Raw genomic sequence first — 21,977 nt, forward strand, 5'->3', positions numbered from 1 at the left:
TCTCCAATTTTTAAAGGAGGCTTTATGCCAAGGATAAATTACATTGCAAAACATAAAAAGAAAATTGGTAGTGGAGGACAAATGGATCCAGATACCTTAAAGCGGGCTTTAATTAAAGCCCTGACTATGACGGCAGCACAGCTGGAGCATGAGGGGTTTTCTCATGGCACGGCACAGCGTCTGCGTCGTAAAGTTGCTGAGCTCAAGTTAACCCTAGAGTCTATTGGAGGTATGACCAGTAAAGAGCTTCATAAAATCTACTATAAAAAGGCTAAGCCTGTACAAAGCAACAATAAAATTATGCCTGATATAGATTACCTACAAGACAAATATATCAAGTCGCATCTTGAGGCAAAGACCCCGTCACAAAAGAAACTGGCTTTAACCAGGAAGTCAGTGATTGAACTTTATTACTTCAATGATCCAAAAAATAAAGAGCTCGTTGAGAGTGGAGAGAGTAGCTTCTTGTCTTTATCTCGTGTATGCCATATATGGCGGGAGCATGAAAAACAGATTAAGAAGCCTGTCTATATGAAAGAGCATGAAATGGCTGGTGAGGCTGAGTATGACTTTACAGGAGTTAGATTGCCCTATGTGGTTAACGGCGCCACCCACTATGCCACATTTATCGTGGCTGTACTTACCGGATCGCGCTATATCTTTGTCAAAGCTATTGCCAATCAGTCTCAACCTGTGGTGTGTGATGCCATAGCTGACAGCTTTAGATATTTTGGTGGCTGTCCCCATGTCATACGCATTGATAATTTCAAAGCAGCTGTTAAGAAGGCTGCTCGTTATCAGGGTCAGCTTACAGATGAGATGATTAATTTTAAAGAGTTTTTTAATATAGGGGTCTTTACCTGTCGCAGCGGACGGCCTAAAGACAAGGGCGCTGTCGAAGCTGCTGTAAAGTATGTTACCCGTTATGCTCTGTCTATTGCCAACAACCACGTAAAAGACGGCAATCCTTTCAGTTCATTAGATGAGATAAACTCTTTTATCGCGCCTCATATTGCCAGGATGAATGAATGCAAGGTAAGGGGCATGAAGAGCTCAAGAAAGGAGCTTTTTGATATTGAAAAAGGTTTATTGCAACAGCCTGCCTCATGGGATTACAGGTTCTTTGAAAGCTTCATTATAACAGTGTCTGAGACTGCCCGCTTTACTTTTGAAGATCATACATACGCAATACCATCTAAATGGATTGGACAGAAAGTCACAGTGCATACCACTAATCAGACAGTTAGTTTTTTAAGCCTTGATACTGTTATTGTAAGTTATAAAAGAATGGATGGCGTAAAAGGCCTGTCAGCCATCCATGGTGTTATTGAAAAACAACACCTTATATATGACATCTTTAGCATAAAAAATCAAGAAGATTTACTGTTGGAGTGGGCAGAAGCTATTGGGGAGCATGTTAAAAGCTGGTGTGATTTCCAGCTCACGCACTGCAAATATGGATATGCTGACAAAATAAGATATATACACAAATTCCTGACCATTGTTAAAGCCAATAAAGCTCACTACAGCATCTTTGATCGCTGCGTCAAAGAGCATATGTACAAAGGCTTTGACAGTATCATATGTTCTGAGCTTATAAAGATATGGGAGAGATATGAAAAGCCTGCCATATACAATTATGATGACGTCTACAATGACAAGACCTATATGGCCCTTGGTGAAGCTGTCATCTTAGGACATTGCGATCTCATGCTCTGGCCATTGCCTCAAAAAGAAATCACATCACAAACCTCATCTACGCAGGGTTCTGAGAACCAATCTAGGCCTAAAGAATTTTTAAACGGCCATGCTGTATACGATGAGCGCTTTGCTTATATAAAAAATCAACTTAGCTAGGAGTTAATTATGTCACTTACAAATATTCAATCTTTATTACGTGAGCTGGATATGAGGGGAGCTTTAGAGCAGTTTAATGCATATGTAAACAACCCTCAGGAGCTGGAGGCCACCAGCATTGATACCATTTTGACCAATATGCTCACAGCTGAGCAGAATACAAGAAATAAAAGACGTCAGGAGTCTTTAATTAAAGCTTCTAGACTGCCGGTAAAGGCAGAGCTTTGCATGATATTAAAAGATCTAGAACGCAGTGATCCTACATTTATCAATAAGATAGATAGCTTAAGCTCTCTTGAGTTTGTAGAAAAGTGCTACAACCTGACCATATACGGTAAAGCTGGATCTGGTAAAACCTTTATTGCTTCAGCTTTAGGGAGACGCAACTGCTGTCTTGGCAACTCAACTTTATACTACTCAACCAAAGACATTATAGCCAACCTGCACATGAATTTAGGCTCTGCAAGCTACGCCACCAAGTTAAAAGTTATAACAGGTAAAAGCATGCTTATCCTGGACGACTTCTGCCTCACCCCATATGATGCTGACGAGAAAAGCATTTTATTTGACATTCTGGACAAGCGCTATGGCAAAAAGAGCACAGTGATTCTCTCTCAAAAATCCCCAGATGCCTGGATTGATATTTTAAAAGGAGGTATTGATGGTGATTCACTGTCAGAATCTATTGTTGAGCGATGCTCTAACAATAATTACACACTTATTGTACCAGGCACTTCCCGCCGTACTTCTGTTGATGAAGATTAAATCAAAAGAGCATGCTCTTTTAAAACCTGGAGAATAATTATTATGACAATATCTAAATCAGATAAAAAAGCTTTTCGTGACGATCTGACCAAAGAGAAATTTGATGAGGCTGTATCTACCCTTAATAAGCAAGGTAAAAAACTGACTATACGTGCTATTAAAGAGCTTGTCGGAGGCGCTAATGAAACCATATCAGCATTTATGCGTCAGTACAATAAAACCATTATGGAGGCCAGTTTTAATGAAACTATGCCAGAAAGCTTCCAGCAGGACATGCAAAGGGTGGCATTAAACCTGTTTGAGTCTTTTAGAGATAAGATCAATGCCGACAGAACCCGACTGCAAAATGAGTATGATGCAAAGCATAAGGAAATAGGTGAGCTTATGTCAGAGGCACAAAAGGAGCTGCATCTAGCTCAGGAGAAGCTAAAAGAGCAAGATGCTCAAATTGCTAAAAAGGATGAAAGGATAAAAGAGCTTGAGTCTCTTTTAGCGGAGCAAACCAAGACCAACGCACATTTAACCAAGCGGCTGGAGCAGCAAAGCGATGACAAGCAGCAGGCTATACTGGAGGCTATAGCCAGGCTTGGTAAATAAAACTGGGTAAAGTAGACAAGGGCTGGCTTAAAAGCTGGCCTTTTTTGTTGAGTATCCACTTGATTATAATCAAAAAATTACAATTAAAGGAACATTTAAAGGAACAAGTTAAAAGAACATGTTCTTTTAATTAAAGGAGCATGTTCTTTTTAGATAAAAGGAGCATGTTCTTTTAATTTTCATATTGCACGGCAAAAGGCTCCAATATGTTAGATATCTCGCAAAAATAACACAAGTTATGGCACTTTGATAGATCTTCTAAAATAATATTTCAAGATCTTCTAACGTAGCACAGCCAGATCTTTATGGACAATATTTCATTATGTATCAATATGTTATTATTGAAATTTGTTTTGCTACACTAGCTAGATTTAAGCCTCATGGGTTCAAAGTAACGGGAATTTCTACAAAAATAAGGTATTGACAAATCAAAAATGATGATGAAATAATAAAAAAGTAGGCAAAAAGGGATGAGATTTTGTCTTTTTGTGAGCTAAAAATACCCCAGAAGGTCATATTAAAAATTACCACTCCACGGATCTTCTAACACAAGATCGTCAGATCTTCTTCGCAATATTCAACAAGATTATGAAAAAGTTTCAAACCAATTAAAAAGAATTAGTTGTCTGCGCGTATTTTGTAAGTATCTAAATGATATTGGTATAAAGGCATATATTTCTCCAAAAGTTAAAATGAGCAAAGTGAAAAAATATGAGCCACATATTTATTCAGATGAAGAAATTAAGAAATTCTTTTTCTACGTTGATCAAAGTAACTCTGTACAAGACATATGCCCTTTCCGTAAAGATGTAATGCCTATTTTTTTTAGAGTTCTATATACAAGTGGTTTGCGTGTCTCAGAGTTACGGCTAATAAAAATAAAAAATATAAATTTACAGGACGGAGTCTTAACTATTTTAAATGCAAAAAATAAAAAAGAAAGATTAGTGCCAATCCATCCAAAGCTTTTAGAGAAATGCAGAGATTTAAAAGCAAAGATCCATACCAACTCAAACGACGAAGAGTATTTTTTTATGATACGACCAGGAGTCGCAATGTCTTTGGTTAATGTATACCATAATTTTCGGCGGTACTTAGAGAAGGCAGGTATACCCCATACAGGCGAAGGCCCTCGTGTTCATGATTTTCGTCATACATATTGCGTAAATATTTTGAGAAAATGGGTTAATGAAGGAAAAGATCTAATGGCCTACCTGCCGTATTTGCGCACAATGCTTGGGCATGAAACTTTTCATGAAACTGCGTACTACGTTAAGTTAACATCAGAAAGGTTTCCTTATATCAAAGACAGAATGAAACAATCATTTCCAGATTTAATTAGGGAGGTAGATGCAGATGATGGCGAATTCTACTGATTTTGCAAAGATTGTTACAAAATTTTTAACAGAGTATCTACCATGCCATAGATGTTATTCTAAAAATACAATCCTAAGCTATAGAGACACTCTAAAACTGTTTTTAAAATTCATCAAGGAAGAAAAAAATATGTCGGTCAACTCTTTTTATATGAAGGATTTTAATCGTGATCTCGTAATAAATTTTTTAGAGTGGTACAGAGGTACCGGAGCAAGCATATCTGCAGCCAATCAACGTCTTGCCGCTATAAAAGCATTTAGTGATTTCGCACAGCTTGAAAAAATTGAATACATTGAGCCTTTACAAAATATCGCAGGAATTAAATCTAAAAAATCTGCACAGAAAGATATATCCTACCTAAACACTGAGCAAATGGCTAAACTTATAAACAGTCCAGATGTTAATACAGCCGTAGGTTTAAGACATAGAATGATCTTAGCACTGATGTATGACAGTGGCTGCAGGGTACAGGAACTTTGCAATATTAAAATTGCAGATATATCTTTGGAGCCAATTTCTACAGTTACACTGCATGGAAAAGGAAATAAAATTCGAACAGTAGTAATATCTGATGAAACTGCATCTATTATACGCAATTACATCAAAAGATACCGCCAATACGCTATAGGAACTGATTTTTTGATTACAAACAGATTTAACCATTCTATAAATCGAGATGGAATATCGTATATTGTTAAAAAATATGCTGGTATTATTAGTAGACAAGATGCTTCTTTTCCTAAGCATGTTCATTGTCATATGTTTAGACATTCAAAAGCTATGCACATGTTGGAGGCTGGCATTAATATAGTCTATATTAGAGATTTTTTAGGTCATGAAGATATTTCAACAACAATGATATACGTCAGAGCTGACAATAGGCTTAAAAATGAGGCAATTAGCAAGCTGGCACCTCTTATTACAGAGTCAGCAACATATCAAGACTGGAATAAAGATCAAGATCTAATGCAATTTTTGAACTCTCTTAAATAATAATATTTATGCCAAGTTAAAAAAATGAAAGTTTATAAAAATCAATTTAAAAACTATACTAACTTGGCATAATATCTATATCTACATAAGGGGCTCAAAGAGTGACAACTTTGGTATCAAGGCTGAGCTGCGTTATGTCTTCTAAGCTTATAACATCTGCATAAGCACAATACTGCAAAGGGGCTGATAAAATCTGCCCCTTTTTTGATGGTTTTTGCTTTTGATCTTAAAAGAAGTTTTCACATTTGTTATACAGATCTGATGATAGAGCTTTTGTGACAGAGGAGTCTTACCCGCCTTAATATTACAAAATATAGTGAAATCTGTATGTGCAGGGGCAGAGTGTCATCAAAGCTAAATCGGTTTGTCGTAGCGATAAATGATTTTGTCGCTGTAGCTAAGCGAGTATGTCATCGCGCCCAATGATTCTGTCGCTGCAGCTATGTAAGTCTGTCACAGCGCCAAATGATTTTGTCCATTGTCTGGTGGTTTGTAGCATTTGCTCGCCTCTGTGGCTTGGTATCAGTGCTCTTACAAATGATTATATTTTTCTTTGCTATAGATTTTGCCAATAAAAAAAGATCTCAGCCTTGATGGTCTGAGATCTTTTATAAATCTTACTAATAAGCGCTTATTGCACTATGTCTTTACTATTTGGCCTCTCCTTTTTTGCCAGGGAAGATAAAGCTTGAGACAATACCTAAACCTAAGATCACGGCAATGACTAAAAGTGAGGTGTAGACATCAATGTCCATACCAAAGCCAAAGAGGTGTAATGAGGCACCGGCAGCAAGCTTAAAGGCAATGAAGAAGAGCAGTACTGTAACTGCCTTTTCAAGGTGTACGAGGTACTTGCGCATAGCATCTAGCACAAAGTACATTGAACGCAGACCCATTACGGCAAAGATCATGGCTGAGTACACAATAAGAGGCTCACGGCTTACAGCAATAACTGCAGGTACAGAGTCAAAGGCAAACATCACATCTGTAGTCTCAATAATGGCAAGACATAAAAACAGAGGTGTTGCAAAGTATTTACCCATTCTCTTTAAGGTCAGATCCTTATTCTCCTCTTTGGCAAGCTCGGCCTCAACTACAGCTCTGTTTACAAAGAAATTGTGACCTACAAGACGAGGGAAGACTGGGAAGAACCATCTTACAGCCTTATAGGCAAAGTGGGAGGTAAAATCTGAATTCTCATCTTTATCATGCTTTTTAAGCATCATAAAGCCAGAGCCTAAAACTAAAGCGGCAAAGACCAGCTCTACAGCAGGGCCTAAGGCAAATAGGGATGAGCCTATGACTACAAAGACCAGACGGAAGAAGATGGCACCTAATACACCCCAGTATAAAACACGGTGACAGTAGACCTCTGGTACTTTAAACCAGGCAAAAATAGCCATCATCACAAAAAGATTGTCAACAGACAGGGCCTGTTCAAAGAGGTAACCTGCAAGGAATAAAGAGGCTACCTGGGCATTAAAGTGCACATACAGGAACACGGCAAAGCCCATGGAGACAGCAATCCAGAATAAAGTCCAGGCAATTGCAGATTTTAGGGCAATAGGTTTGTCACCTCTGTGCGCCCAGATATCTATAAATAAAGCTGCTATAGCTAAAATTGAGAAAATAACAACGGTCTGTGTTTCAAGACCGATATTTGTTACTGTTGAAGTAGTTGTTGTCATATTATCCTTTATTTTATTTTGGCAAGATAGCGGGCTGTTGAATCAGACAGAGGGGAGGCATCAAAGCAGCTTACAGTGCCAAGATGGCAGGTAGGGCCTTCAGGTCTTGCCAGCACCAACAGTGTATCCTTATCACAGTCAATGGTTATAGAGCGTACATGCAGAAAGTTGCCGCTCTCCTCACCCTTGGTCCATAATTTCTGACGCTCACGTGAAAAGAATGTAACGCGTTTTGAATCAATGGTTTTCTGCACTGACTCTTTGTTCATATAGCCAAGCATTAAAACCTGACCTGTCTGGGCATCCTGTACAATGGCAGGTACCAGTCCATTTCCTTTGGCAAAATCTATTTCATCGATTTTTTCAAAGCCGTGGCAATACTCAAGCACGAATATTTACTCCTTTTTCTTTAAGATAATTTTTTAATTCACCTATATCAATAATCTTTTTATGAAAGACCGAGGCTGCAAGTGCTCCGTCTACATCACATTCTAAAAATGCATCGGCAAAGTGCTCCATGGCACCGGCACCGCCTGAGGCAATAAGAGGGACATGACAGATCTCACGCACAAGCTTTAGCTGCTTTAAATCATAGCCATTGCGCATGCCATCCTGATTCATCATGTTAAGCACGATCTCGCCGGCACCGCGCTTTTGCACTTCCTCAACCCAGTCAAGTGTATTCCAGGCAGTGGTTTTAGTGCGCTTTTCATCACCTGTAAACTGCTTTACCTGATAGCTGTCGCTTGCCTCATCAAAAAAGGTATCAATACCGACAACTACACACTGTACGCCAAATTTATCAGCAAGACGGCTGATAAGAGTAGGGTCACTCAAAGCAGGTGAGTTGATGGAAATTTTATCAGCGCCATAGGCTAACACCTCTTTGGCATCATCAAGGGTTTTAATGCCGCCTGCCACTGCAAAAGGTATATTTATAACCTCTGCAATTTTAGCCACCCAGGATTTGTCCACACGTCTGCCATCAGCTGAGGCTGTAATATCATAAAACACCAGCTCATCAGCACCTTCATCGGCATAACGGGCTGCCAGATCCACAATTGAGCCCATAACCTCATGATTGCGAAACTGTACACCTTTTACTACTACACCGTCTTTGACATCAAGACATGGAATTATGCGTTTGGCCAGCATGCTATAGCCTCTTTAACAGTAAATTTACCCTCAAGCAGCGATCTGCCTAAAACCACAGATGTAGCTCCTGCCTCTTTGACCTTTTTAATATCATCAAGCGATGAAATACCGCCTGAGGCAATAATATCAAGATTGCCATAGGACAAAGATAGGCGACGATAGAGATCGTTGTTGGCCCCTGACATCATGCCATCTTTTGAAATATCAGTTACAAGCACATGTGCAAGACCATAGGGCAGATAGGTATCAATCATGGTCTCAATAGTGGTATCTGAAGTATTAAGCCAGCCATGTGTTGCCACATAAGCCTGATTATTGCTCTCAACTCTTACATCAAAGGCCAGGGTAATATGCTCAGGGCCAAAGGTCTCAAGCCAGCTTTTAACCTCATCGATCTGCGATACGGCCACAGAGCCTACCACCACGCGCAGGACACCAAGATCAAGTAGTTTTTTTACATCATCATAGGTTCTGATGCCACCGCCTGTCTGTATAGGCACAGGGCTCTGATTTACAATACGCGCAATAGTTGCAAGCTGTCTTGCCTTTGGATCTTTGGCACCGTCAAGATCAACTATATGACATAATGCAGCGCCCTCATCATAGGCCTGTCTGATACGCTCAAGAGGATCTACATCAAAAACAGTGACCTGATTAAAATCACCCTGTTTAAGTCTTATAACTTTGCCGCCGCTAAGATCTAATGCTGGAATAATCACGACTATATCCTACAGTTTTATAAAATTCTCTAAAAGTTTTAGCCCCTGTGCACCTGACTTTTCAGGATGGAACTGAACGCCTATAAAATTATCACGACAAATGGCGGCACTGAAGGTCTGACCATAAGTGCATCTGCCTATGGTATAGGCATTGTCTTTTATGCAGTAAGAGTGCACAAAATAAAAGAAGGTATTGCTCTTGATATCTTTAAATAAAGGATGATTGTCATGTTCAACAGTATTCCAGCCCATATGCGGCAGGGTCAGATTATCCTTTTGCATAAAGATCACATCACATGGCACAATATTTAAAGTATCAATAAAATCAATATCTGAGTTTAAAGGCACTTCCTGTGATCTGGTGGCTAATACCTGCATGCCAAGACAGATGCCCAATGTATCCTTTTTGGTATTGAGGATAAAATCATAAAGATCATTATCTTTTATGCCATCCATAATGGCTGATGCTGTACCCACGCCTGGCAGAATAAGCTTGTCAGAGTGCTCAAGCTCAGTCAGATCACAGCTTATTTTCACATTTACATTGTCAATGCGCTTTATAGCCTGCAGTACTGAGTTTAAATTGGCAGATTTAGTATCAATAATAGTTACATTCATTACAGACACCCTTTAGATGAAGGCAGTTCTGATGATTCAATAGATACAGCCTGACGCAGAGCACGGCCAAAGGCTTTAAATAAAGCCTCTACTTGATGATGGGTATTGCCAGAGCCAACTGACATATGCAGTGTCAGCCCCAATGTAGTGGCAAGGGAGGCAAAAAAGTGTGGCACCATCTGTACATCCAAAGCTCCTACATTGTCAGAGCTAAAGAGTGCATCAAGCTTTAGCACATGATAAGGGCGGCCTGAGATATCAAGGGCTGTAAAACAATTTACATCACTGTCATCAAGATTGGCGCTAAAGACAGAGGCATACAGCTCATCCATAGGCAGCACAAAGCCAAAGCGGGCAATACCGCGCTTGTTGCCAAGAGCCTCTTTTATAGCCTGTCCCAAGGCAAGGCCTGTATCTTCAATAGTGTGGTGCGCATCTATATGCAGATCGCCTTTAACCTTGACTCTAAGCTCAATACCGCCATGGGTGCCAATCTGATCAAGCATATGATCAAAAAAGCCTATGCCTGTATCAATTGAGCAGCCTTTAGAATCAAGATCTACATAAACTTCAATATCTGTCTCTTTTGTGGTGCGTACTACTTTAGCACAGCGCTTTTTAGACAGTATGGTTTTGACAATGCCATCCCAGTTAAGGCCTTCATGATTTAATCTTAAACCTTTAATGCCCATGTTATCAGCCATAAGCATGTCAGTTTCTCTGTCGCCTATAAAATATGAGGCTTCACGATCCCAGTCAGTTCTTTTAAGATAAGGCATGACCATTCCAAGCTTTGGCTTGCGGCACTGACAGTTATCTCCATCAAAATGAGGGCAGATTAAAATCTCTTCAAAATAAATACCCTGTGACTCTAGGGTATTTACTATAAGCTCATGGGCCGGGGTAAAGGTCTCAAGAGGGAATGAGTCTGTACCAAGACCATCCTGATTGGAGACCATGATAAATTTATAGCCATCATCTTTGAGCTTTAAAAGCGCAGGTATGACATTTGTCTCAAAGACCACTTTGTCAAGAGCATCAACCTGATAGTCATGCGGCTCTTTAACCAGGGTGCCGTCTCTGTCTATAAAAAGATATTTTTGCATAAAACTATACACCACTTGCGCAGTAGGCAGTTAAAGCACGCATAAGCTCATCTAGCTCCTCATCAGAGCCAATTGAGATACGTATGGTATTATCAAGGCCTTTTTTACCCTCAAATGATCTTAGGGTAATACCCTTGCGTGCAACAAAATCAAATACAGCAGGGCCGTTGTCAAAGCGCACTAAAAGGAAGTTGGCCTCTGATGGGAAAATCTTTTTAACGCAAGGCAGTGATAAAAGAGCAGCCTCTAAGGTATAGCGTCTTTTAAGGCATAAAGCCACGCGGGTTTTCATAAGATCAATACCGCCGCTAGCTAGTGCCTGTCTTGCAATCTGCACTACAGGATCAGGCATTGGATATGGATCTATAACCTTGTTTAAAAGTTGTATAACAGTTTCATGTCCAAGGGCAAAACCGCAGCGTATTCCTGCCAGAGCAAAGGCCTTTGACAGGGTGCGCAGTACTATAAGATTGTTATAGTCCTTTAAAAGAGACAGTACTGTTTTTTCAGGGGCAAATTCAATATAGGCCTCATCCATGACAATCAAGGTCTCAGGCAGGGCCTCAAGCAGTTTTCTGACATCATCAAGGGCTGTCATATCACCAAGAGGATTTGCCGGTGAGTCAATAAAGAGCACCTTAACAGTAAAGGCAGAGCCTTTAATGCTCTCAATCATGCCATCAATATCAAGCTTTAGATTTTCATCTCTGTCTAAATATAAAACCTTAGCATTATTGGTTCTTGCAGCTATCTCATACATACCATAGGTAGGCGGGGCAATAGCTATACCCTCATTGGGAGCACAAAAGGTTCTTACAATAAGACCTATGGCCTCATCAGAGCCACGTGTAACAATAATATTGTTAGGGCGCATACCGTATCCTGCATAATCTGCATAGCCCTGAAGAATCTCAAAAGGCTGGGCATCTGGATAACGGTTTAGTGTGGTTGAATTAAAAAAGTAGAGCTCGCTTTTTGGCGACTCATTGGCATTTAACAGCACATGACCGTGTGAGCCTATACGACGGGCTGACTGATATGGAACTAATGTCTGAACATGTGCCTGGGCTAGTTTTTGCAAATCCTTGGCCATAATTAAATCCTTATTTCTCAAGTGCCTTCTTATAACGCAGTGTCATGGCATTTTTATGAGCAAAAAGACCTTCCTCGTGAGCCAGTCTTTCAACTGTTGTAGCAATATTTAAAATACCTGCAGCTGTTGCCTTTGATACTGTATAGCGTCTTCTGTAATCATCTGTGCCTAAAGCTGATGCTGTTTTGGCATAGCCATAGGTTGGCAGGGTATGATTGGTACCAGAGGCATAATCTCCAAGAGACTCAGGGGTAAAGGCACCTACAAAGATAGATCCTGCATTTAAACACTTATCAGACAGTTCATCGGCATTGTCAGTCTGAATGATAAGATGCTCTGGGGCATAGGTATTGGAAATAACCACAGCCTCATTAAGATCCTTACATAAAATAGCGCTGCTCTTTGCTAAAGCCTTTCTGGCAATATCTTTGCGCGGCAGGGCTGAAAGCTGCTCATCTGTATCCTTTATAACCTTATCAAGCATATCCTTATCATCAGTTACAAAGATAACCTGTGAGTCAGGGCCATGTTCTGCCTGTGAGAGCAGATCAGCAGCAACAAGAGAGCTGTCAGCATGTTTATCAGCAATGACCAGAACCTCTGACGGACCTGCTGGCATATCAATGGCAGCACCTTCTGGATCTTCGCTTACAAGCTTTTTGGCCATGGTGACAAATTGATTGCCAGGACCGAATATCTTTAAAACCTTAGGCACACTGTCAGAGCCATAGGCCATAGCGGCAATAGCCTGAGCACCGCCTATAGCAAAGATTTTATCAACGCCGGCTTTGTGTGCTGCATAGATAATGGCATCTGATACAGGAGGTGGTGAGCACATTATAATCTGTCTGCATCCTGCAATCTTAGCTGGAATTGAGAGCATAAGAGCAGTTGAAACCAGTGGAGCCGAGCCGCCTGGAACATAAAGACCTACAGACTCAATGGCATGGGTTTTAGTTTTGCAGATAATGCCAGGTGCAGTCTCAAGCTCAATGTGTGAGCCCTGCTGTGCCTTATGAAAGGCATAAATATTGTCATAGGCTGTATCAATAGCAGCTTTGAGATCCTTATCAATTGACTCTAGTGCATTTTTAATCTTCTGCTCAGATATTCTAAGATCGGCACCATCAAAGCGATCAAGCTCTCTTGAGTAGCGATAGAGAGCAGCATCACCATCTTCTCTTATATTGTCTATGATCTCTTTGCAGATTCTCTGTATATCATTAGAGCTCTCCTGCGCAGGACGTCTTAGGGCCTGCTGCTTTTGAGAATCTGAAAGTTCAGACCAGTTATAGATGTTCATGTAACAGTCCTTTAATCAAGCATTTTTTCAATAGGTACAACTAAGATAGAGGTGGCACCTAAAGCCTTGAGGCTCTCCATGGTTTCCCAGAAGAGTTTTTCACGTGATACAACATGCAGAGCCACTCTGTCAGGACTGCCTTCAAGCTCAATAATAGAAGGGTTTTCAGCACCTGGCAGTATAGCCTTGATCTCAGGTAGTTTATTGCGTGGAGCATTCATCATAATATATTTGCTCTCACGGGCAGCCATAACGCCTTTTAATCTTGGGATAATAAGATCGGCAATGGCCTGTTTTTCAGGGAAAAGCTCCTGATCTCTGCCAATTAGAACAGCCTTTGACTCATAGATGACATCAACTTCCTTAAGGCCGTTGGCATGCAGTGTGGCGCCGGTGCAGACCAGATCACAGATGGCATCGGCCAAACCTGCGCGCGGGGCAACTTCAACTGATCCTGTTAAAAGCACGCTTTTAAAGGACACGCCCATTTCCTTGAGTTTACGTTTTAAAAGGAAAGGATAGGTGGTGGCAATTTTAAAGCCTTCAAGATCCTTTAAAGATTTGTACTCCATCTCATTAGGTACAGCCACAGATAAACGGCAGTCGCCATAGTTGAGTTTCATAACCTCTTTATAGGCTACAGGCAGACCGTCCACTTCACGCTGCATGGTGGTCTCTTCAAGAACGTTCTGACCTACAATACCCCAGTCAACTACATGATCCATAACAAGACCTGGGATATCATCATCACGCACTCTTAAAATATCTATAGGCAGGTTTTCAGCATGAGCAAGAAGATGATCTCGGCTTTCGTTAATTTTAATACCGCAGTTTTTAAACAGTTTTTCAGTATCATCTGTCAGACGGCCTGATTTTTGAATAGCAATTCTCAGACGCTTTTGTGTATCGCAAGTGACAGATTTGTTAGAACAACAAGCACTCATTTCAATCATCTCTTTTAATAAATAAAAACATCAATGCCTACCTTATATAAAAGGGGTAAGCTCAACTTATAACACTCAATGATAACCTATATTTAAGTATTTGCCTAAGCGTTGCAAACTTTTTACCACTCTTTTGATGCAAAAACTCACAACACTTTTAATAAATGAGAGTTTTTAGTGCATTATGAGCCAAAAAGGCTTGATTTATTAAATCTAAATCTTCAATTTTATGATCTTAATGTTAACAAAATGTTAAGAAAGACGTTTTTACTTATACACACTGCCTCTTTGTAGGCATGAGGGACAATTATGCTTGCAGCACTGATTGCACTTGTGTGTATCTTGCCTTTGTAATGAAAAGATCAGAGTCACAAGAGGGCCAGGTTGCCATAAGCTGCAGTGCCTTATCTTGTGCCTGCGGTGTAAAAGCAGGTGCTCTGCTTGCTTTTTGTCTATGACATATGAGTATGACCAATTTTACAGGGGAGGGAGGATTTACCCCCTTATCTTGTTAAAAGGCTATGATATGAGATTATAAGATAAAAACATTAAAGCTAAGATAGATAGGTAAAAATAGTGTTTTAGCAGTGTGGTGGTTATTTTACTCCCACCTGTCTATGACTGCTTTTAAAGGTGAAGTTTATAATTTTATATAGGCTGCCTGTAAGTTATGGCAGAAAAGCAGTATAGAGCGCTGCAAGGACAAAAGTGTCTAATGACAGATATTTGCTAGAGTTTACAAATTTGTCTGTATAAAAGATAAGTTAAACTTTTGTCCGTGAACATTATCAGTCTCGTATCGGCAGCAGTTTTATAGTGTCCAAATTGTCTGGGATACAGACAGCTGGGCTCTTTTCTATCTTATATCTATGCTTATCAGATACTTCAATAGTAGGTATGTTATTTAAGTCCAAGCCATCTTTGATTATTTCTATACCAATTCCTGATAAAAAGTTTAACATGTCATGGCAGGGAATATCCTTGTCATAACCTAAAACTTCTATTTCATCGTATCAAAAGTTCTCAAAACCCATAGAGCATACGCTTGGTCCATATTCAGTCTGTATAAAGTGGAACGATACAAGGTTCATTATAGGAAAAGTACCCTGCTTTAATAAAGACGCTAAGTTTAGATAGGTTTGTATCTCATGTAAGGCATAGTTTGAAAGAACGGCTAAAGCATTTTTTTGATGACAGCAGACAGCAAGTGCTTTTACAAGCAGTTCAGCACGCTCTAGAAGATTGTCTCCACCTCTACCATCATTTTCTACTCCTACCAAGATGTAGGCAGTAGCTTTTTTGACAGCTTCCTCTGCCTGATCCCACAACTGATTAGTGCGTGCAGCATAAATCATTTGACGCTTATGTATCCCTATATTTTCAAGCGAAAAATATACAATTTTGTTACCGATTTGTAAGACTAAACTGTCCTTTTGATTACACAGCACATCATCGATCTCAATGTCCCATAGTTTTTTAAATTCATCTATCATCTGATCTCTGTGCATTTTAAATTTTGGAAGAAGAACAGTTCCTATAAAATCAGCAGTAAATGAATCGTCAGATTCTGAATTAAAACCTATGTCAGATTGATAATCTAAGTCAGAAGAGTCAAATCCATCAAACGATTCCTCAAGATGACTTAAGGCAGCTTCAAGTTCTAATAACTCATTAGTGTCAAATTTCTAAAAACTTTCGCGTAATGACTCCAAACAAAGGTCTATATTGTCATTCTTAATAAGTGAGGTATGAGGCTCTTTTTTGTGTTTTTTATGTTTCATTTAAAACTCCGGTACCTAATATTTATCTTAACTTGAAGACTTTAGAGGCAATATGCATAATTAAATTTGTTGCACAGGTCTCATGTAATGTATATCAGCTTAGCTCTTTAAATGCGTTTATACAGTAGGCATGATGGCCTTAAGTATATACGCAGACAAGAAGCTTTAGGTGCTTTTTTTAGTCTCTGATTGGATGCAGTTTTATAGTGTCCATACCACAGAGCACGGAGGCAAGAGAGTCCTTATCAATCTTATATCTGTGCTTATCTGTTACTTCAATAGTTGAAATTTCTTCTAAATCTATCTGTCCTTGAATTACAGCTAGGCAAAGATCTGATAAAAATTCAATCAGATCGCTGCGATCTGCCTCGTTATCAAAACCTATAATTTCAATTTCTTTGTGCCCAAAGAAAGGAAGACCTAAAGTGCATAGGCTTGGTCCAAATTCTGTAACGCCAAAGAGGAAGCCTACAAGATTCATGACAGGAAAAATATCACGCTTAATTAAATTTGCAAAGTGTTTATAGGCCTCTATATCATGTATAACAAAGCTTGAAAAAGCTGCCAGGGCGTTTTTCTGATGGCAGCAGACAGTAACAGACTTTACAAAAAGTAAGGCCAGCTCCTGTGTACTAGCCCCCTCTCCTTCTATTGTTACATCGATGAAAGCAGAAGCTTTATTTACAGCTTCACTCCCTTTGTCCCACATCTGATTAAAGTTAGCCGCATCGAGCAGTACCTTTTTTGGGGGCCCAATATTCTCTAGAAAAAATCTTACAGTCATATTATCGATTTGTAAGATTAAATGGACCTTATCCTGGCTAATAACCTCATCAATTTCAATGTCCCATAATTTTTTAAAGTCAGCTATGATCTGATCTCTATGCATCTTGAATTTAGGTAGAAGAACAGCTCCTAGAAAACGTCCTGTTAAGGAGTCTTTAGTATAACTATTATCTGTTATTCTGCCAGATGAAAGATCATCAAGAACATCATTGAGCATATCTTTATCTAATCCCTCAAGTAGCTCATTAAGCACTAATAGGTCATCAAGAGAATCATCACTATCAGCATATAAACCTCATTAGTTCTATTAATAATTGAAAGAGGTTTTTTCTTATGCTTTTTTACACTCATATAATTCTCCGGTATTTGCTCTGGGGGTATGTCCTAAAGATCTAAAAGGCTATGCTTATCTATAAGGTTATCGCACAGGTTAGACTATATTTTACATATGCAGCGCCTATTTTTCTTATATTTTTATTGCAGTTGATATGCCCCTGGTATAAATCAGGCAGAGGATCTTTGAAAAAACATGAGGTTTAAAGAACAGCCTGGGACAATTGTGGCTATAAGCGCAATTATAGGTCATCAAAGGCACTGCTACAGGATATGGGGCAAGATCTTGAGCTTAGCAATCATAAGTATAACTGTATCTGCCTCCGGGCAATCATAGGACTCAAACAAAGGTTCTTTGAGTGTGCAGATACATTCAATGAGGCACAAAGAGGCTATTATGAAAAAAGCTACTTAATTTTTATGATATTAATGCCTCTTTGTCTTAGCTACAAAATCAAGACATGTGCTCTTACAGAGCATATAAAAAATCTTCTGCTAGGGCTTAGATGACCTCATACAGAGCCTGCATGCAGCATAAACTTTAAAATCTTGTAGCCTGTACACAGATAAAAAAAATAAACTGTAAAACAAAGACTTTGCCATTTAAAAAAGCCCTTAGCTGCCGTTAATAAAGATAAAGAGCCAGATAATTTTTTGGAGGTGTGTATGAGTTTTGATATGATTTACTCAGTACTTGCAAGGCGCAATTTTTCTCCAAAAGATCTTATTTTCAGACGCAGGGTTGCAGCTGCACAGAAAAGTAAGGAGAATGCAGGGGCTGACATTGAAAATGAGAATAACAGATCTTCATTAAAAGAGAGTTTTGCGCGATCCTTAAACAGACATATTGACGAGACAGTTTAGTTCAATGAGTAAAAAAATAGAGCGCAGCGATACTCTGACTTCCTATGGTCAGGCCAGCCCCTCTCATGGCAGAGTAGAGCTGCCGCTGGTTTTTGAAAAAATACAGGCAGGCTTTCCTGCTCCAAATGGAGGCTATGTTGACAACAATCTTGATGTCAATGATTTTCTAATCAACAATGCAGGCTCTACCTTTATCTACTGTGTCAACGGCGAGTCCATGATTGAGGCTGGCATTATGCCTGGTGACTATGTACTTGTAGACTCTTCAATCAATGTGCGCGATGGGGATATTGTAGTTGTATCTATTGATAATGAAATTACTATAAAGGAACTGCACAAGGGTCCGCCTTTGCAGTTTATACCACATAATAAAGAATACTCACCTATTGTTATTGAAGAGTTCAACGAGGTTAAAATCATAGGTACTGTAATCTCAGTGGTCAGAAAGTACAGATAGGATCTAAAAGCTATTAGCTCATTTTAGTGACATTTAAATGTAAAGTTGTAATGTATAAATTGGACATTAACAGTTAATGGCATTAAACTTAAGCATAAATTTACAAAACATGATCTTTTGTGGCAAAAATGCCTGATTTTAGATTTTTATTTAATTTTTTTTAGTGCAAGATGTGCACAATCCTTATATATATTCTATACTAGGACATATTGATTTTTTATCAAAGGAGTACTAGGGATGATTGGTATTGTAGTTGTTTCCCATAGCAGCAAGGTAGCAGAAGGCATTTGCGATATGGTTCAACAGATCTCAGCCAGAGACGGTAAAAAAATGCCTATTTTTGCAGCAGGTGGAAATGCTCAAGGCGGTCTTGGTACAGATCCTCAGAAGGTTCTTGAGGCTATTAAAAAAGCAGATCAGGGCGAGGGTGTGGTAGTTCTTGCTGACCTTGGCTCTGGCGTTATCAGCTCACAGGCTGCCATTGCTATGCTTGATGAGCCATTAAGATCACGTGTTAAGATTGCCGATGCCCCTATTTTAGAGGGCGCAGTAGGCGCAGGTGTTGAGGCTGCCTCTGATGAGGAGAGCTCACTTGAGCTTGTTATCTCAACAGCTGAAGGCGCAAGACAGCTGCACAAAAAATAATTTAAACTAAAAAATATCAGTTTGAAATTTGTCCGCAAAGCTTCACAGTATCTGTGGAGCTTTTTAGTTTCTAGTATTGTTGCTCTTACAGCTGCTCTTATCTATAAAAAGATCCGGCACACAAAATGGGTCCTATCTTTCCCATAAAGTGCGTCTATCCCTTAAAGGCACCAATCTAGATCAGAAAATTGGCGCACTTTATGGGGTAGCAGACCGTGTTCTTTTAACCTTTTTGACTTTTGAAAATATTAAATTTTTAATTCTGACTTTGTTGTTTAATCTTTCAGACAGCCCAGCGGAACAACATAAACACCATCCTCTCTACGATAAGCAATCTCACTTCCAGTTAAAATCATTAGAAACGATGGCTCCCGCATTTTTTTTGTATTCACTTTATTTTTCAATTCCAGCAAATGTAGCGCTGCATCTTCAATCTCTTTTGATCCTAATTTCACTTCAACCGCAGCCCAACGGCCATCGTTCAATGCGATAACTGCATCTGCCTCCAGACCACTTCCATCACGATAATGGAAAACCTGCCCATCAATTGCTTCTGCATAAATGCGCAAGTCCCGATCACACAAGGATTCAAAAAGAAATCCAAAATAATTGAAATCTTCCAGCAATCTTGAGGGAGTCAATCGCATGACTGCCGAGGCAATAGACGGATCAACAAATTGTCGCTTTGGCGATGTGCGGATTGCGGTTTTAGAACGAAGGGCTGGATTCCATGCAGGCAAATTCTCTGTGACAAATATTCGATCCAATGCCCTTAAGTACTGACTGATTGTTTTCTCAGAGATGCTTTCATCTGCATCTCCCATAGCAATATCATCATGAATTGTTCTGATTGTTGCCAGCGTTGAAATATTTCTGGATAGAGATCGTAGCAACGCTCTTACACGAACAGGGTTCTTCTCAATACCATCTACTCTGGAAACATCTGCATTGATAATTGCTTCCACATAGTCAATGGCATGGCGTAAGGCAATTTTCTCTGATTTACCAATGGATGCCGGCCATCCACCACGCACGATAGCAAATGCAATCTGCTCTACTGTCAAGGTGGAAAAATTGTCTATTTCTGTTTCTCCATCAAACAATGCTTTTAAAGAAACGCTGCCAGTGGATTCCATTGATTCGTAAAGACTCATAGGACGCATCAACAATCTGGAAATTCGTCCCGTACCCGTGTGCTGCACTACATTGTCCTTTGGAACCGCTGAACCTGTCAAAATAAATTGTCCTGACTTCCCTCTCTGATCTACCATAAACCGAACGGCGTCCCAAAGTACAGGTGCTGTCTGCCACTCATCAAGCAGTCTTGGCGTGTCTCCCTTTAAGAGTAGCGAAGGCTTTGTATCTGCTGCTTTCAAATAAGAAATCGCTTTATCCGGATCTTGCATAAACAAATGGCTTTTTGAATTTTCCAATGCGGTCCTTGTTTTACCACACCATTTTGGACCTTCAATTAGCACAGCTCCACTTGCTTCTAATTGCGCCTGTAATACTCGGTCAGCAATTCGTTTTAGGTATTTATGTTCCATTAACTACTTCCATTAAATCTCTTTTATAGAGATAGTATATCACCAACTTCCGAAAAAATTAATGTTTTACCTCCGACTTTATTTACGTTTCACTTCCTAAAAAAATTAATATTTTACTTCCGACTTTATTTTTATTTCACTTCCGAAAATATTGTAGTTTTACTTCCGATTTTGTAGAGAAAGGATGTTAAATCAGCCATCCTGTTTCTTTGTGAGTAAGGCATGCACACTTTTAAATGGGTGAAAGTAACTAGACAGGTAGCAAAGACGAGGTCAAAGCCTAACGCTAGACGGACATCGTGAGGTGTTGGTCGGAGGGGCTGCTGGCATAACTCAACGAGCTGACGAACAGAAATCGGATCAGGCATCAATTAGTAGGTGATTCTGCAATACAAGAAGTAGCCTAAATTCTGCCGTAACTTTTGGTGTAAATCCGGCGGTGCTAAGTTAAAGGAAGGGGTCGCTTACCCTCGGAGGTCTGTATGGTGAAAGCCATGCAGAAGTCGGATGAGGTCATAGTATGTCGTGAGTATCGACGAAGGGCTAAAGCATTAAATATGTCAAATGAAGTAGAGCCCAATCTAGCTGAAATCTGAAAACACGGACACCACGAAGCGGAAGTAGCCGTCGTAATGGCGAGATAAGCGGGTGGAGACTGGCAAGGCAGGGATATAGCAACAAAGTAGCAAAAGGACATGGTAACTTTAGAGCAAATACTTTTCGTATGAGAACATGCTGAACTCCTGTAAAGGTGTCATCAGAAATAAAGGATCGGCAGTTTATAGACGGGGTCAAATGCCAAGAGCTTGTTAAATGGTTTTACGACCATCCATACATTGTCTCAAAGTCCATAGAGGATGGCTCGTTCAAGCTATCACCAATAAAAAAGGTGTACATACCTAAAGACAATGGGGAAAAACGCCCACTAGGCATATCAACGACTGTTGATCGTACTGTGCAAAAGGCCATAGCAAATAAGCTTATAGAGCTATATGACCTAAAATTCTCGACAAAGGAACTACACATGCTACAAGAACCTGCTAGGGTACACTAAAGGTAAACAAGAGGAGCGTTGTCGTAAGGTAGCTCTCTTCTGCCAAAGCAAATGGGCAAAGGCGAAACACTCTAATTATATAAAGACAAGCAAGCTCCTCCATAGGGAGCCTGGATGGCAGTGTGTCGCTGACCTTGTAGAGGGATATACAGTACAAGATAAATATTTTGTTTAATGGGAAAGCCTACTGCTATGAAGTGGCACGGTGGGTTTGACTAGAGTGGCAAAAGGGCTTAAAGCCTATCCTCCTACTTTACGTAGTTAGTATTGTTACTCTTATCTGTAAAAAGATCAG

At 39.7% G+C, this 21,977-nt stretch carries 20 protein-coding genes; 8 read left to right on the top strand and 12 right to left on the bottom strand.

What is annotated here, in order from left to right; all coding sequences use genetic code 11:
* Positions 1-24: 24 nt before the first annotated feature.
* The 5 genes from DRZ93_RS01615 to DRZ93_RS01635 all read left to right on the top strand — a co-directional run bounded on the left by DRZ93_RS01615 (position 25) and on the right by DRZ93_RS01635 (position 5,589).
* Positions 25-1,857, top strand: coding sequence for a Mu transposase domain-containing protein (locus tag DRZ93_RS01615; RefSeq protein WP_113745628.1), 1,833 nt, complete (start codon positions 25-27; stop codon positions 1,855-1,857).
* A 9-nt stretch (positions 1,858-1,866) separates the two neighbouring features.
* Positions 1,867-2,622 (top strand): ATP-binding protein, encoded by a 756-nt coding sequence (locus DRZ93_RS01620; protein ID WP_113742986.1) that lies wholly within the window; start codon positions 1,867-1,869, stop codon positions 2,620-2,622.
* A 42-nt stretch (positions 2,623-2,664) separates the two neighbouring features.
* Positions 2,665-3,219, top strand: coding sequence for a DNA-binding protein (locus DRZ93_RS01625; RefSeq protein ID WP_113745629.1), 555 nt, complete (start codon positions 2,665-2,667; stop codon positions 3,217-3,219).
* A gap of 692 nt (positions 3,220-3,911) precedes the next feature.
* Positions 3,912-4,595 (top strand): tyrosine-type recombinase/integrase, encoded by a 684-nt coding sequence (locus DRZ93_RS01630; RefSeq protein ID WP_113745630.1) that lies wholly within the window; start codon positions 3,912-3,914, stop codon positions 4,593-4,595.
* Positions 4,570-5,589, top strand: coding sequence for a tyrosine-type recombinase/integrase (locus tag DRZ93_RS01635; RefSeq protein WP_245933760.1), 1,020 nt, complete (start codon positions 4,570-4,572; stop codon positions 5,587-5,589). The genes DRZ93_RS01630 and DRZ93_RS01635 overlap by 26 nt, the downstream gene beginning before the upstream one ends.
* A gap of 650 nt (positions 5,590-6,239) precedes the next feature.
* Here the strand turns inward: DRZ93_RS01635 and DRZ93_RS01640 are convergent.
* The 11 genes from DRZ93_RS01640 to DRZ93_RS01690 form a co-directional block, all read right to left on the bottom strand.
* On the bottom strand, positions 6,240-7,277 hold the full coding sequence (locus DRZ93_RS01640; RefSeq protein WP_113744405.1) for a TerC/Alx family metal homeostasis membrane protein: 1,038 nt from the start codon (positions 7,275-7,277) through the stop codon (positions 6,240-6,242).
* Positions 7,278-7,285: 8 nt separating this feature from the next.
* A complete protein-coding gene (hisI, locus tag DRZ93_RS01645) occupies positions 7,286-7,666 on the bottom strand; it encodes a phosphoribosyl-AMP cyclohydrolase (protein ID WP_113744406.1) in 381 nt (126 codons plus the stop codon).
* Positions 7,659-8,432 (bottom strand): imidazole glycerol phosphate synthase subunit HisF, encoded by a 774-nt coding sequence (hisF, locus tag DRZ93_RS01650; protein ID WP_113745631.1) that lies wholly within the window; start codon positions 8,430-8,432, stop codon positions 7,659-7,661. Before hisF ends, hisI begins: the two co-directional genes overlap by 8 nt.
* Entirely contained in the window at positions 8,414-9,151 is a 738-nt protein-coding gene (gene hisA / locus DRZ93_RS01655) for a 1-(5-phosphoribosyl)-5-[(5-phosphoribosylamino)methylideneamino]imidazole-4-carboxamide isomerase (protein ID WP_113744408.1), read from the bottom strand. Before hisA ends, hisF begins: the two co-directional genes overlap by 19 nt.
* A gap of 9 nt (positions 9,152-9,160) precedes the next feature.
* On the bottom strand, positions 9,161-9,769 hold the full coding sequence (hisH, locus tag DRZ93_RS01660) for an imidazole glycerol phosphate synthase subunit HisH (protein ID WP_113745632.1): 609 nt from the start codon (positions 9,767-9,769) through the stop codon (positions 9,161-9,163).
* Positions 9,769-10,875, bottom strand: coding sequence for a bifunctional histidinol-phosphatase/imidazoleglycerol-phosphate dehydratase HisB (gene hisB, locus DRZ93_RS01665; RefSeq protein ID WP_113745633.1), 1,107 nt, complete (start codon positions 10,873-10,875; stop codon positions 9,769-9,771). The genes hisH and hisB overlap by 1 nt, the downstream gene beginning before the upstream one ends.
* 4 nt (positions 10,876-10,879) lie before the next feature.
* A complete protein-coding gene (gene hisC / locus DRZ93_RS01670; protein WP_113744411.1) occupies positions 10,880-11,968 on the bottom strand; it encodes a histidinol-phosphate transaminase in 1,089 nt (362 codons plus the stop codon).
* Positions 11,969-11,978: 10 nt separating this feature from the next.
* The gene (gene hisD, locus DRZ93_RS01675) at positions 11,979-13,271 is read right to left on the bottom strand and encodes a histidinol dehydrogenase (protein WP_113745634.1); all 1,293 of its coding nucleotides are present in this window, start codon (positions 13,269-13,271) and stop codon (positions 11,979-11,981) included.
* Positions 13,272-13,282: 11 nt separating this feature from the next.
* Positions 13,283-14,215, bottom strand: a complete 933-nt coding sequence (gene hisG / locus DRZ93_RS01680; protein ID WP_113744413.1) for an ATP phosphoribosyltransferase — start codon at positions 14,213-14,215, stop codon at positions 13,283-13,285.
* A gap of 1,013 nt (positions 14,216-15,228) precedes the next feature.
* Positions 15,229-15,708, bottom strand: a complete 480-nt coding sequence (locus DRZ93_RS01685) for a hypothetical protein (protein WP_146741080.1) — start codon at positions 15,706-15,708, stop codon at positions 15,229-15,231.
* A gap of 466 nt (positions 15,709-16,174) precedes the next feature.
* Positions 16,175-17,035, bottom strand: coding sequence for a DUF4261 domain-containing protein (locus DRZ93_RS01690; RefSeq protein ID WP_113745636.1), 861 nt, complete (start codon positions 17,033-17,035; stop codon positions 16,175-16,177).
* Between the two features lie 746 nt (positions 17,036-17,781).
* Between DRZ93_RS01690 and DRZ93_RS01700 the strand changes: the two genes are divergently transcribed.
* The 3 genes from DRZ93_RS01700 (at position 17,782) to dhaM (ending at position 19,081) form a co-directional block, all read left to right on the top strand.
* Complete coding sequence (locus DRZ93_RS01700; RefSeq protein ID WP_113744417.1) at positions 17,782-17,979, top strand: hypothetical protein; 198 nt, start codon at positions 17,782-17,784, stop codon at positions 17,977-17,979.
* 4 nt (positions 17,980-17,983) lie between these two features.
* A complete protein-coding gene (locus DRZ93_RS01705) occupies positions 17,984-18,436 on the top strand; it encodes a LexA family protein (protein WP_113744418.1) in 453 nt (150 codons plus the stop codon).
* A gap of 237 nt (positions 18,437-18,673) precedes the next feature.
* Positions 18,674-19,081 carry a dihydroxyacetone kinase phosphoryl donor subunit DhaM gene (gene dhaM / locus DRZ93_RS01710; RefSeq protein WP_113744419.1) on the top strand — a complete coding sequence of 136 codons (408 nt, stop codon included), beginning with the start codon at positions 18,674-18,676 and terminating at the stop codon, positions 19,079-19,081.
* A 275-nt stretch (positions 19,082-19,356) separates the two neighbouring features.
* Here dhaM and DRZ93_RS01715 read toward each other — a convergent pair whose 3' ends face one another.
* Positions 19,357-20,628, bottom strand: a complete 1,272-nt coding sequence (locus DRZ93_RS01715) for an ATP-binding protein (protein WP_113744420.1) — start codon at positions 20,626-20,628, stop codon at positions 19,357-19,359.
* Positions 20,629-21,977 lie beyond the last annotated feature (1,349 nt).

Source organism: Anaerobiospirillum thomasii (assembly GCF_900445255.1).
Taxonomy (GTDB): Bacteria; Pseudomonadota; Gammaproteobacteria; order Enterobacterales; family Succinivibrionaceae; genus Anaerobiospirillum_A; species Anaerobiospirillum_A thomasii.